8 protein-coding genes and 3 pseudogenes are annotated in these 13,873 nt (G+C 45.8%); 8 read left to right on the forward strand and 3 right to left on the reverse strand.

Features of this window, described 5'->3' with window-relative positions; translation table 11 throughout:
- From RID09_RS07535 to RID09_RS07555, 5 genes and pseudogenes are all read left to right on the forward strand, one after another.
- Window positions 1-200: pseudogene (locus RID09_RS07535) on the forward strand (hypothetical protein); the annotation flags it as partial.
- A 151-nt stretch (window positions 201-351) separates the two neighbouring features.
- Window positions 352-1,161, forward strand: a complete 810-nt coding sequence (locus RID09_RS07540) for a DUF1350 family protein (RefSeq protein WP_446335332.1) — start codon at window positions 352-354, stop codon at window positions 1,159-1,161.
- Window positions 1,162-1,280: 119 nt separating this feature from the next.
- Window positions 1,281-1,688 (forward strand): DUF4351 domain-containing protein, encoded by a 408-nt coding sequence (locus RID09_RS07545; protein WP_446335333.1) that lies wholly within the window; start codon window positions 1,281-1,283, stop codon window positions 1,686-1,688.
- A 69-nt stretch (window positions 1,689-1,757) separates the two neighbouring features.
- Window positions 1,758-2,558 (forward strand): annotated as a pseudogene (locus RID09_RS07550) (Rpn family recombination-promoting nuclease/putative transposase); the annotation flags it as partial.
- Between the two features lie 9 nt (window positions 2,559-2,567).
- Window positions 2,568-2,744, forward strand: a pseudogene (locus RID09_RS07555) (DUF4351 domain-containing protein); the annotation flags it as partial.
- A 145-nt stretch (window positions 2,745-2,889) separates the two neighbouring features.
- On the opposite strand, the gene RID09_RS07560 reads toward RID09_RS07555, so the two are convergent.
- Both RID09_RS07560 and RID09_RS07565 read right to left on the reverse strand, forming a co-directional pair.
- Window positions 2,890-4,113, reverse strand: coding sequence for an acetate kinase (locus RID09_RS07560; protein ID WP_446335334.1), 1,224 nt, complete (start codon window positions 4,111-4,113; stop codon window positions 2,890-2,892).
- A 142-nt stretch (window positions 4,114-4,255) separates the two neighbouring features.
- Window positions 4,256-6,697, reverse strand: a complete 2,442-nt coding sequence (locus RID09_RS07565; RefSeq protein WP_446335335.1) for a phosphoketolase family protein — start codon at window positions 6,695-6,697, stop codon at window positions 4,256-4,258.
- 400 nt (window positions 6,698-7,097) lie between these two features.
- On the opposite strand from RID09_RS07565, the gene RID09_RS07570 reads away from it, so the two are divergent.
- The 3 genes from RID09_RS07570 to RID09_RS07580 all read left to right on the forward strand — a co-directional run bounded on the left by RID09_RS07570 (window position 7,098) and on the right by RID09_RS07580 (window position 12,737).
- Window positions 7,098-10,505, forward strand: a complete 3,408-nt coding sequence (locus RID09_RS07570) for a PAS domain S-box protein (RefSeq protein WP_446335336.1) — start codon at window positions 7,098-7,100, stop codon at window positions 10,503-10,505.
- Between the two features lie 189 nt (window positions 10,506-10,694).
- Entirely contained in the window at window positions 10,695-11,150 is a 456-nt protein-coding gene (locus tag RID09_RS07575) for a response regulator (protein ID WP_446335337.1), read from the forward strand.
- Window positions 11,151-11,210: 60 nt separating this feature from the next.
- Window positions 11,211-12,737: an ATP-binding protein gene (locus RID09_RS07580; protein WP_446335338.1), complete on the forward strand. Its 1,527-nt coding sequence runs from the start codon at window positions 11,211-11,213 to the stop codon at window positions 12,735-12,737.
- Between the two features lie 48 nt (window positions 12,738-12,785).
- Here the strand turns inward: RID09_RS07580 and RID09_RS07585 are convergent, their stop codons facing one another.
- Window positions 12,786-13,724 carry a hypothetical protein gene (locus tag RID09_RS07585; protein WP_446335339.1) on the reverse strand — a complete coding sequence of 313 codons (939 nt, stop codon included), beginning with the start codon at window positions 13,722-13,724 and terminating at the stop codon, window positions 12,786-12,788.
- Between the last annotated feature and the right edge of the window lie 149 nt (window positions 13,725-13,873).

Consider the following 13,873-nt stretch of genomic DNA (forward strand, 5'->3'; position numbering starts at 1 on the left):
TGCCGCGCTCTGTGTCCGCCTATCTCGGAGTGAATCCGAGAAAGCACGTATGGAGCGCTCTATATCAATTTAATAATTTTATTGGTCGATGCCCTGTAGTCAATCGTAGACACGATTACTATAGTGTCTCTAACTGGGAGCTGTTGGTTAAGGCTGATATCGAGCAACAACGCCGGGTATCAGCCAAGCGTAAGCGTTAACGGTTATCGACCAAAAGTTACACCGTGGACTTATACCAAGGCAGAATTACTTATGGGTAGGTTTGTCTAGGTTTTTAGAAGCGGTATAAGTAACGCCACTCAGCCGGAAGAATGTCAAGATATAAAGATATATAAACTTCCCTCTCTTCCTATGGACTGGCAAGAACTATCTGGTAGCTGGGTTTTAATTCCTTCCCGTCCCATTGGTATCGTGCATTTTTTGGGTGGGGCATTTATTGCGGCTGCGCCCCAAGTCACCTACCGTTGGCTACTTGAGCAATTAGGGCGTCAGGGTTACCTGGTTGTAGCTACGCCGTTTATCAATACCTTAGATCACGTTGCGATCGCCCGGGAAGTCCTCAACCGTTTTGAGACTACCCTAGATCGCCTCAAAGCCACAAGACTACTCAAGAAACAGTATTTACCCATCTACGGTGTCGGACATAGCATGGGTTGTAAACTGCATCTGCTGATTGGCAGTCTGTATTCTGTGGAACGGGCGGGTAATATTTTGATTTCTTTCAACAACTACCCCGCGAAACAGGCGATCCCATTTCTGGAACAGTTCAACGTGCTGGATCAGTTGACGTTCCTCAAGCAGTTGAATATCAAGCCAGCCTTTGACGTTGAATTTACCCCCTCACCCCAACAAACCAACGAACTGATTGCCCAGCAATACGCCGTCCGCCGCAATTTACTGATTAAATTTGTCAATGACGAGATAGACCAAACCGCAATCCTATCACCTGTTCTGCAACAGCGATTTCCTAATATGGTGGTGCTGCAAATGTTACCGGGAAATCACTTAACACCCTTGGGACAAGATGTCAACTGGAAAACGGGAGATGCATTTACTCCCTTTGATGCGATCGGTCAATGGATGAAGCAAGGCGTTTATCGGGACTTAAATCGACTGAAATTAGAGATTATACGCTGGTTAAATCCTCTGGCGGTGGGGTAAGTAGAGTCTGCTGCAGGGAGTCTTGTGGAGGGGTAGGGAACTCTTTTTCCGGTTGTACGGAAATTCTTGCGGGGTTAAGGTTTGATAAAGATTTAATTCGTCGATTTTTGCGGGAGGATATGATGCGTGACTCTGTGATTTATCAAGATATTTGGGAACAGTCTAGAAAACAAGAAGCACTGTCTTTGGTGAGGCGCTTACTCTATTTACGTTTTGGTGAGATTAATTCATCGTTGATTGAGCGGGTTCAAGGATTATCGGTTGAGCAATTAGAAGCGTTAGTGGAGGTACTTTTTAATCGGTCAGAAATGGCAGATGTAGAGGTTTGGTTGGAGCAGGAACAGCGACGAGAAGGACAGGTGGCTTTGATTACACGTCAGCTCAAGCGACGGTTGGGTGAAGTGGAACCCTCGTTAATGGAGCGGATTCGGGGATTATCGATCGCGCAGTTGGAAGCCTTAGCAGAAGCGCTATTGGATTTTTCGGGCGTGTCAGATTTAGTGGGTTGGTTTGAGCAGTTACGGTAAGCACAAGGGAGTATAATTGCTTTTTTCAAGCAACCATAATTGTGCTGGAGTGAGGAGAAAAGCAACAGGTTGAGTTACGACAATGTATGTAAGTATCTGGCAGAACAATATCCAGTCGCATTTGCCGACTGGCTACTTGCCATTAAATCAGGTGAGGTTGAGGTACTCAAAACCGAGTTGACTTTAGAGCCTATTCGTGCAGATGCTGTAAGCTTCCTGCGAATCGCTAATCAAATCTTGCATATTGAGTTTCAAACGCTACCCTACTCTAACCAACCGATTCCGTTTCGGATGCTGGATTACTCGGTAAGGTTGAAGCGACAATATCGTTGTGCTGTGGTACAGGTGGTTATCTTTTTACAGGAGACAACCAATGAAGTGGCTTTTACTGAGGAATATCGAGACGAGACAACGATTCACCGCTATCGAGTGGTTCGCTTGTGGGAACAAGAACCAGCACCATTTCTAGCTAATCCAACACTGTTACCTTTGGCGACATTGGCGCGAACAGAGGAGCCTCAAGGATTGTTGGCGCAGGTAGCGGAACAAGTCGCTAGAATTCCTAATAGGGAGCAGCGACAAAATATTTCTGGTTGTACAGAAATTCTCGCGGGGTTGCGGTTTGAAAAAGATTTAATTCGTCGGTTTTTGCGGGAGGATATGATGCGTGGATCTGTGATTTATCAAGATATTCTGCAACAAGGTATATTTAGCTTGATTAGGCGTTTGATTGAGCGGCGACTGGGTAAGGTTGAACCAGCATTAATTGAGCGGGTTAGCGAGTTAGCTCCCGAACAGCTAGAGGCGTTAGGGGTAGCGCTATTGGATTTTTCTGAAGTTAGAGATCTAGTAGATTGGTTAGATCAGCAGCAGCCACGAGCAGGAGAGGTGAATTTGATTGTCCGTCAGCTTAAGCGGCGGTTGGGTGAGGTTGAGCCAGTATTGATTGAGCGAGTAAGAAGATTACCCATCGTACAGTTGGAAGCGTTAGCAGAAGCGCTATTGGATTTTTCGGAGGTGGCGAATTTAGTGGATTGGTTGGAGCAGGCTCAGTAAGATTACACAAGTGATAATAGAACAGTTGATGTGGTGAGTGACGTTACTAGAGGTAAAAAGCTCAACAGTTTAAAGGAAGTCTTTTCCCTTACGCCTAAACCTATGCCTGAAGTGATTAAAGATCTAAACCCGCCCCTACAGATTTTCACGACTTAGCCGACTCCCTCACCATGTTCCAACAGGATTGCGCGATCGCCCAGTCTTCTTGGGTATGAATCACGAAAACGCGCACGCTTGAATCCTCTGTGGAAATATCCGCATCTACGGGATTGGTTTCATTCTTGTCTGAGTCAATTTTGAGCCCCAGAAATACTAGGGTGTCAGATGCAGCAGATCTCAAAGAGGCTTGATGTTCGCCAACCCCGCCGGTAAATACCAATACATCTAATCCACCCAAGGAGGTTAACATTGCCCCTAAATAGAAGCGTAAGCGGTGTATATAGACATCTAGAGCGAGTTTAGCTTGCTGATTACCCGCCGCGATCGCGTCATTGATTTGGCGCATATCACTACTCACTCCCGATAATCCTTTTAATCCCGATTCTTTGTTCAGCAGATGCTCTAATTGATCCGCATTATACCCCTGTCGCATCAGTTGAATCAGAATAGAAGGGTCAATTGAACCCGAACGAGAACCCATCATTAACCCCTCTAAAGGTGTATAACCCATGGTTGTATTGATACTAATCCCATCCCGGATTGCGGCTAAGGAACACCCATTACCTAAATGACAGGTAATTACTCGTAACGATTTAGCGTCTTTTGCCAACAACTGAGCAACTCGTTCCAGACAGTATTGATGACTTATACCATGAAAACCATAACGACGTATTCCTTGATCCAGCCATTCCTGAGGACCTGGATAAATAGCGGCGGGTAAGGGAATTTGAGCATGAAATGAAGTATCAAATACAGCCACTTGGGGCATATCTGGTAAAATATTCTCTATCGCCTCAATTCCTTCTAGATTCGCTGGGTTGTGGGATGGAGCCAGAGGAGATAGAGACGCGATCGCATCTTTCACTTCAGCGTTAATAAATGTTGGTTGACGGTATTTATCGCCGCCATGAACCACCCGATGTCCTACCACATCAATGTCACTTAGTTGGGAAATAACTTGCGTTTGACCGCGCCAGAGTGTATTCAACATTTGAGAAATCGCCTTAATTCGGTCATCGGTGGGTAGGCGTTCCTCCAGGGATTTTCCGTTACAATTCTTAACCTTTAATAGCTCCGTGTCTGACTTTTCATTCCAATCAATTTTGCCTTCCCATATTGGTTCTGGTGGAGAATTTGGCAAAGATTCACCAATCTCATACAAACAACTTTTTTGAGTACTAGAACCCGCATTTAATACTAAAATTTTCATCCCTGATTCTGATAACAAAAGAATGGAGGTGTTCCAGACGTAGCACACTACGTCTGGAACAATTGGGGCGGGTTTAATAGCATCTGGGTCACAAAAAAGGATAATAGTCAAACCCGCCCCTACAGAACTGTTCCCTGAAAAATTAACACCACTGCCAATTGGTAATCTCTTCAGGATCTTCGCCATTCTCAACGATATACTGCCCGTGAGCAGCTAGCACATATTCATAATGACGAACTCGGTTATTTGCCTGTGCTGAAACGTAAGGATTTTGTCGTGCGGCTAAGCGAATCGCTTGCATAACTAAGTGATAACGACTCGTACCATTGCGGACTTGCATATCAAAGGGTGTGGTGGTTGTCCCTTCTTCCTGATACCCATTAATCTGGAATCGCTCAATAGTTGGACGCCCAAATAACAATTGCTTAATCAGCGAAGGATAACCGTGGAAATTGATAATAACAGGTTTATCGGGGGTAAATAACGCAGTAAACATTTCATCGTCTAACCCGTGAGGATGAGTGGAATTTTGTTCAAGAATTAATAAGTCCGTCACGTTAACCACTCGCACCCGTAACTCCGGTAATTCTTGTCTCAGGATTTGCTCGGCTGCCATAACTTCTAACGTGGGACAATCACCAATTCCCACCAGTACCACATCCGGATTAACCCCATCATCGGTACTCGCCCATTGCCAAACTGAACCGCCTGCCCGACAATGTGAGATCGCCTCCTCCATGGACAACCATTGGGGTAGAGGGTTTTTGTTGGAAATAACTAAATTGACATAGCCTGTACTCTCCAAGCAGTGGTCAATCGTACTGAGTAAACAGTTCGCATCTGGGGGTAAATAAACCCGGGCATAGTCGGCTTGCTGATCCAAAACACTATTAATAAAGCCAGGATTTTGGTGAGAAAAACCATTATGTTCCTGTCGCCACAGGGTTGAGGTTTCTAAGTAATTCAGAGACGATACAGGCGGACGCCACGAGAATTCTTGGGAATATTTTAAGAACTTGGCATATTGATCCATCATCGTGGTGATAATGCCCAAAAATGCCTCGTAGGAGGGGAATAAACCATGTCGCCCGGTGAGGAGATAGCCTTGTAAAAAAGCCTGACAGGTATGTTCACTCAGCACCTCGATAATTCGTCCCCCATCCGGTCCAATCTCGCCATCAAAGGGTCCAGTGGGCCACTGATAGTTCCGCTGGGTAACGTCAAGGACTTTGTGAAGACGGTTGGATTCGAGTTCGTCGGGGCAGAAAATACGGAAGTTGTTGGGGTTTTGCTGAATCACATCCCGCAGGTATTTTCCCGCCTCATAAGTATTGCTAATGCTACTCTCACCCTGTTTACACCCTTCTTTTGCTTCTGGGTGTTCTACGGGAACAGCGTAGTTAAAAATATTCGGTAAATCCAAGGGTTGACGCACACGCCCACCGAAGGTATGGGGATTGCTGCCCATGCGTCGTTCCCCTTGAGGACATTGGTCTAAAATGTCGGGTAAGGGTTGTCCTTTTTCGTCAAAGAGTTCCTCAGGATGGTAGGAACGGAACCAATTTTCGAGCAGTTCTAGATGTTCGGGATTACTCTTCACCTCTTTGAGGGGAACTTGGTGAGAACGGAAATTCCCTTCAATCGGTACACCGTCGGCTTCTTTAATCCCCGTCCATCCTTTTAGCGATCGCAAGATGATTAGGGGCCAACGGGGTTTGCTGAGGCGGTTCCCCGAACGGGCGGCTTGTTGAATCCGACAGATTTCCTGATATGCCCAATCCATTGAAGCATACATATCGGCATCCAAGTCCGCATCTTCGACAATCCGCACTTGGTAACCGTACCCGGTAAACAGATGCAGCAATTCTTCATCACTCATTGTGCCAAAAATAGACGGGCTGGCGATTTTATAGCCATTCAAGTGCAAAATCGGCAAAACTGCCCCGGATTCAGCCGGATCAATGAATTTTGTTCCATGCCATGCTGTAGCCGTGGGTCCGGTTTCTGACTCGCCATCGCCAACGATACAAGCAACCACTAGATCGGGGTTATCCATCACCGCCCCAAACGCTGTCGCCAAGGCGTAGCCTAGTTCACCCCCTTCGTGAATGGTGCCCGGAATCCCCGGATACAGGTGAGACGGAAAGCCGCGGGGCCAAGAAAATTGCTTGACTAGCTGATACACTCCAGCTTCATCGAAGGTAAGGTTAGGATAATAATCTCCTAAAGACCCTTCTAGGTAAAGATTGGCAAGGTTTGCGGGCGCACCATGTCCGGGTCCTGTCACCAGAAACATGTTGGCATCGTAACGCCGGATCAGTCGGTTGAGATGGGCATAGACTAGATTAATACCGGGACAAGTCCCCCAGTGACCGAGTAAACGATCTTTAATGTGTTCAGGTTTTAAGGGTTCGCGTAAGAGAACGTTATCTTTGAGATAAATTTGAGTCGCTGCTAGGTAATTAGCCGCACGGCGATACTTGGCGATCGCGTCGAGTTCGCCGCCCTGATTTTGACGCACTTGAGCAACAGGAATTTCCGGTTGAGATAAAGAGGCTTTGGCTGTTGAAGTAGTTATTGTCATATTTTATAAATTCAAGTTAGAAATTTTGACTTGCGTTGGTAGCGGTACTCGTCTGCTGTGCAGTTTATCCAAAGATTTCAGAGGAATTCTCCTACTGGGGATAGATCATGCCAAATCCGATGATATGAACCTCTGTTCCCTAGTTCCTGAATCGTCTGTTCTACTTGGCTTACTCGTAGTGGGGTGTTTGGGTTTGGGGTTATCCCGAACGTTTATATAGCAGTAGACACATCGATTAGGACAAAGGCACCATAGAGGCGTTCCATGCAACGTCTCTACATAAATGATGTGTCCTAACAGCTATGGCGGTTGCTATATCTCCAACTTCTTCCATAAGTCAGAGATGGGATAGGTAATAATGAGATATTCTGAGTAGAACATCCTTCCAAAGTGACAAATTGTGATTAACACTCCTGTGCATCTGCTCCTCATTGACGAGGACCCAGATGAACGAGCCTTAATCATTCGTCAATTACAGCGAGAGTTTTCCGCACTGCGCGTCGCACAGCCAACTAACTCTAAAGACCTAAATCAGGTACTTTTAGAGGATCATTTTGATATTGCGATCGCGGACTATGAACTCCCTTGGACAACGGGTATAGCTGTCTTGAAACAGGTTAAACGCCTGCAACCTGCTTGTTCATTTATCATGTTTACCAGTCAAGACAGTGTAGAACTTGCTGTAGTGGCAATGAAGGCGGGTTTAGATGACTATATTATTAAATCGCCGTCCCATTATCCAAAACTGGTGACAGCCGTCTGTGCTGCCTTAGCGTCTAAGTTACAGCCCCAATCTTCTTTGCCACAAACGACTCAACCTGTCCCTATTTCCCAGAAATTACAACTGATCGCCACACTCCAAGCCCGGATTGCTCAGCAAACTACAATTGTGCGGTTTAGTCAATATGCCTTAAGAGGGATTAACATTGACTCTTTGATGAATTGTGCGGTCAATTTGTTAGCGAAAACGCTCAACGTAGACTACACCAAAGTCCTGGAATTACTTCCCGATGGCAAAGCATTGTTGTTGCGGGCGGGTGTAGGTTGGCAGGTTGGTTTAGTCGGTAAAGCGACTGTAGATACGGGAATTAATTCCCAAGCAGGCTATACTCTCGTCTCCCAAAAACCAGTCATTGTCGAAGATTTGCGGACGGAATCACGATTTTCGGGTCCACCTCTATTACGCGATCATAGAGTTGTCAGTGGGATGAGTGTGATTATCCCCGGACTTTCCTCAGCGAGACTAGAGAAACTGAAACATTGGGACACCATGTCTAATCCAGAGAATCAACCCTTTGGAATTTTGGGTGTTCATAGCACAGTTTACCGCCAGTTTAGCCAAGATGATATTAACTTTTTACAAGCGATCGCGAATATTCTCAGTGCAGCGATTGATCGTTGTCAGCAAGGGGAACGATTGCGGATACTAGAGAGTGCGGTTAATGCCAGTAGCAACGGGATTTTAATTAGTGATCCCTATCAACCGGATAACCCAATTATTTTTGTCAATTCTGGATTTGAACGACTCTCCGGTTACAGCGCCTCAGAAACACTCGGTTGTAACTGTCGCTTTTTGCACCGAGATGACTCAAATCAAACTGGATTGGATGAATTACGACAGGCGATTGCGACGCAAAGAGAGTGTAAAATCACCTTGCGGAACTATCGTAAAGATGGTTCTTTATTCTGGAACAATCTCTATATCTCACCCGTGCGAAATTCCCAGGGAAAATTAACTCACTTTCTGGGAGTGCAGACGGATGTTACAGCCCAGAAATTAGTCCTAGAAAAGCTTCGCCAACAAGCACAACTATTAGATTTAGCCAATGACGCGATTATGGTGCTGGATCTAGAGGGAAAAATTACCTATTGGAATCAGGGAGCGCAACGCTTGTATGGCTGGAGTAATCAAGAAGCCGTTGGGCAAAATGCCCACCAATTGCTGCACACTATTTTTCCGCAGCCGTTAAGCGAAATTAAGGCTCAATTATGGCATCAAGAATATTGGCCCGGTGAGTTGATACAGAGTACACGGGATGGGACTAACATTACTGTGGCGAGTCGTTGGACATTGCAGCGAGAACACCAAGGAGATCCATTTGGAATTTTAGAAGTTAACCATAATATTACCGAATACAAACAGTCAGAAAAAGCCCTACGTCAGAGTGAACAGCGCTTCCGGCTAGCGGTAAATCATAGTCCAGATATGTTCGTCATCTATGATGATCAGCGACGGTTTATTTTTGTGAATACGACAGCCCTTGAACGCACGGGAAAGTCATTAGCGGAGTATCTAGGACACACTGATGAAGAAATCTGGTCGCCGGAGATTACTGAATCGTATTTACCGACGCTCAAGCATGTGGTAGAAACCCGAACTCCGCAGACAATAGAAGCCACGATTACATTACCGAATACTAACCCCTTTACCACAGTAATCAAATATGTACCGATGTTAAATGAGCGCGGTGAAATCGATCAAATTCTCGGCTTTACGTTTGACATCACCCAGCGCAAGCGACTTGAAATTCAATTGCGACAGACGATTGACCGCCTGCAAACCTTACAAACCATTGACAAAGCCATTCTCGCCGAGCAATCACCCTCTGCGATCGCGCAAGTGGCGTTAAGGGGTTTAAACGCTTTGCTATCTCGTCGTCATCTGAGTGTTGTGGTGTTTGATTGGGACTCGCAGCAAGCCCTTCTCCTCGCGACTGACGGTGAGGTAGATAACCCAGCCGGAACAACAATTGCTCTAGAACCATTTACCTCAAAGCTTACCCAATTCGCTGACGGTAAAATCCATCAACTCCCACAGCTAGAGATTGTGCCATTATTGCAACCCATAGTGCAAGCCTTACTCTCACAGAACGCTGAATCTTTCCAGATTATTCTACTCAGAAGTAAGCAAGAATTAATTGGCACACTCAACCTAGAATTCAGTGGAGAAAATGTCCTGAATGAGGAGCATAAAACCATTGTACAAGAGGTCACCAATCAACTCGCGATCGCGATCGCTCAATCCCGATTACAACAGCAGCTTCGACGCTACACCACTGAACTAGAAGAACGGATAACCGAACGAACGCAAAAATTGCAAGCTATCAATGGTGAACTCGAAGCATTTTCCTACACAGTTTCTCACGATCTCAGAGCGCCGTTACGAGCCATGCAAGGGTTTGCGAATGCCTTAGTTGAAGATTGCGGTTCCCAGTTAAATTCAATCGGTTTAGACTATGCTCAGCGGATTATCACCTCTGCCCAGCGTTTGGACAACATGATCCAAGACTTATTAGAATATAGTCGCTTGGGGCGCCTGGAATTCCCCCTCAAGCCGATTAGTTTAGATTCCATTGTGACAGAAGTACTCTTTCAACTCCAAGAAACTATCAAAAACACATACGCCCAAATTAACGTAGCCCAGAAAGGGGTAATACCTTTGCCCGAAGTTTGGGGTCATCGTGGTACACTCATCCAAGTTGTATCAAATTTGATTGTCAATGGGATCAAGTTTGTCCCAGAGACGGTGCAGCCTCAGATACAGGTGTGGGCAGAGGAACGACAAGATGTAAATGGTTGTACGTGGATACGACTCAATTTCGAGGATAATGGAATTGGCATTGAGCCAGAATACCAAGAAAAGATTTTCCTGGTATTTGAACGCCTCCACGGTCGTGAAACTTATCCTGGTAGTGGTATTGGTTTAGCCCTTGTCCGTAAAGGCATGGAACGTCTAAGAGGACGTTCGGGAGTTGAATCATCACCCCATCAGGGAAGCCGATTTTGGATCGAGGCGCAAACCGTGTAGGGGCGAAGCATTCGCGCCCGGATTTTTCGGTTTTACGGCTAAACTTCCATCGCGAATGCTTCGCCCATCCAATAGTCACGCATTCGTAGACACAAAGCATTCGCGCCCATATTTTTCGGTTTTACGGCTAAACTTCCATCGCGAATGCTTCGCCCATCCAAACATCAAACATCAGTTTGAGTAAGTTTTATGGAGCAAATTATGAGTGGTAAACCTTCTGATATCTTACTCGTTGAAGATGATGATAATGATGTTTTCCTAATTCAGCGTGCATTTGGACGCCTCAATCTACCTCATTCACTGCAAGTTGTCATGAATGGAGAGGAGGCAATCAATTACCTAGAGGGCAAAGCACCCTATAATGATCTAGAACGTTATCCTATTCCAGCTCTTATCTTACTCGATTTAAAACTGCCTCGTAAATCCGGTCTAGAAGTTTTAGCTTGGATTCGACAGCAACCTCAGTTAAAACGTCTATTAGTTGTGGTGTTGACGGCATCCAGAGAAACCCCAGATATTAATAAAGCTTATGACATCGGAGCCAATTCTTATTTAGTGAAACCTGTAAACTTTCATGATTTTTTAGAAATGATTCGTACTCTTGATCTGTATTGGTTAATCTTTAACGAAAAACCCCTTGTCTGACTTAGAAATTATAAATTTTGACTTTCTATTCCCTGTTCTATGTTCCCTGACGAATGACAAATGAGAAATGACAATCCAGTAAGAATTCTGTTAATTGACGACAACCCCGACGATCGCATGCTAGCGCTACGCAAGCTAGAGCAGGAGTTTGACCAATTACAGCCTAAAGAGATTACCGATATCAGCGAAGTAGAACAGGCATTAGCCGAGGGACAATTTGATCTCGTCGTCACTGATTATAGCTTGCGTTGGAGCAATGGCTTAAACGTACTGCACAAAGTCAAGGAACGGTATCCAGATTGTCCTGTGGTGATGTTTACCGGCACAGGAAACGAAGAAGTTGCTGTCGAGGCGATGAAATCAGGACTTGACGATTATATTATTAAATCGCCTCAGCATTATACTCGTCTCGCCGCCGCCGTAAGAGCAGCATTGGAGCGAGCAAAGCAACGTCAAGCCTTCAAAGAGGTGCAACAGCGATATCAACAACTCTTTGAAAGCGTACCCATCGGACTTTATCGGATGACACCAACAGGAGAAATTATTGAAGCCAACCCAGCCCTGTTGCAACTGTTGGGATATCCCAGTCTAAAAGCCTTGCTTGACACAAATATCTCCAAGCACCTAGTTAATCCTCAAGTCAACCACTTATGGCAAAATCAGATGGACTCTGAAGGAGTGGTGCGAAACTTGGAAATGCCGATGTTTCGGTGTGATAATACCATGATTTGGGTACGCTACAATGCTCGTGCTATCTGCAATGATCAGGGTGAAATTATGTACTATGAGGGTGCGATTGAAGATGTCACCCAGCGCAAACAAGCGGAAGAAGAACGGACTGTATTGCTCAAGAGTGAACAAGCCGCCCGCGCTGAAGCTGAAACCGCGAATCGCCTGAAAGATGAATTTTTAGCCACCCTATCCCATGAACTGAGAACACCCCTGAACGCGATGCTGGGGTGGGCGGGACTTTTGCGGAGAAGACAACTGAGTCCCGACAAAGTAGAGCGTGCGTTAGAAGTGATTGAACGCAATGCTAAGTCTCAAGCCCAGCTTATTGATGACTTGCTGGATGTGTCGCGGATTATTCGGGGTAAGTTGCGCTTAAATATAATCCCCGTTGACTTACACCAAGTTATCAACGCAGCAATTGATACCTTACAACCCGCAGCCGACGCTAAAAGTATTCGGATTGATTCATTTTTAGCACCGAGTCGGAGGGCGATCAAGGGGGATAGCGATCGCTTACAGCAAATTGTATGGAATCTTTTGTCTAATGCGATTAAATTTACCCCAACTCACGGACAAGTCAAGATTTATTTGGAATGGTTGGAAAATGCGGTACGCATTCGGATACAAGACACGGGTCAAGGGGTATCCATTGACATTGCGCCTTACATTTTTGACCGCTTTCGCCAAGCTGAAGGCTCAACAACTCGTTCCCATGGCGGACTAGGATTAGGACTCGCTATTGTACGTCACCTCGTTGAACTCCATGGGGGAACCGTGTGGTGCGAAAGTGCTGGAGAGGGAAAGGGAGCCACTTTTACCGTGGAGCTACCCCTCAAACCTCAAGCAGGCGCTTAGGGTGCACTTGACATCCTCACCTTCCGATAAGAAATTCGTAACAATTCCTTAATTCGTTTTTGATTGATAGATTTGGCTATACTTCTCAACAACTGAAGCAATGGCTTTGACTCGTCGCATTTGGTCTTTGTAAACACATTCCCATTCCGTGATGGGGAGGTTTTCTCTAGCACAGATACCTAAGAGTCCTGTGGCTTTATTGGAACCCGTTTCTAAATCTAACTCGTTATTGACATTAAGATAAAATGATGCTGTTCTTGCCCAAGCCAGAGCATCACTTCCCCTTAACCCACCCTTTTTGGCGATGGCGAGGGCGTGGGGAAAGTGACGAGAATGGATGGGCATCGCTTGATTGTATAAATCAGCTACATTGAGTAAAGCCTCTAAATCCCGTTCGGGGTCGATACCAGCCGCATTCAAATCGACTAGATGAGTGGGTAGTCGCGATCGCGATCGCTCTAAACACAGTTGTTCGGCTAAGGCAATATTGCCCTTACTGCGTCCTTGATCACTACACGGTCCATAGTTGGTGACTACATCTCCCCAGGATAAGTTACCCGGATCAGTATGTCCAAAGTAGAAAGAAGTTTGCTGGACGTAGAGATTGCCCTTTTCAGTAAACAGGCGATAATTCCCCTCAGCTACCCCAATAGCCACCATACCTAGAGAGGTTGGTGTGGAAAACAGAGGCTGATAGGTGCTGAGGCTTTGCTTGAGATCAAACGGGCGCGAGAGAACCGCAACAGACTTCTGGGATACCTCAGAGGCGGAAGTAGAATTGGGTAAGGTTAGCAAGGGTAACGGTTGCGGGGGTAGCGTTACAGCTTGAGTCTTAAGAGGCGCGATCGCAGCTATTGAGTTGGGGTGACGATTGTTTGGCTGCGAGAGGAAAGTTCGCCCTAATATACCAAAGAATAAAGTAGATCCGGCAGCGGTTCCTACTAATCCTAGCCCTGCGACGCGAGATAACCAGACCCAATCAAACATGAATGAGGGATGAATAACTGTTCGACTCCACATTCTAGCGTTTCCGCATTCCCGGATGGGGAAGATGGGGGTGGGCGCGAGTCACATCTGTATGAGTTGAAAAGTGATAGCAGTGAAAAGAGTCCCTACACACTTACACGCCATGCCCT

It is taken from the genome of Coleofasciculus sp. G1-WW12-02, assembly GCF_040219735.1.
GTDB lineage: Bacteria > Cyanobacteriota > Cyanobacteriia > Cyanobacteriales > Coleofasciculaceae > Coleofasciculus.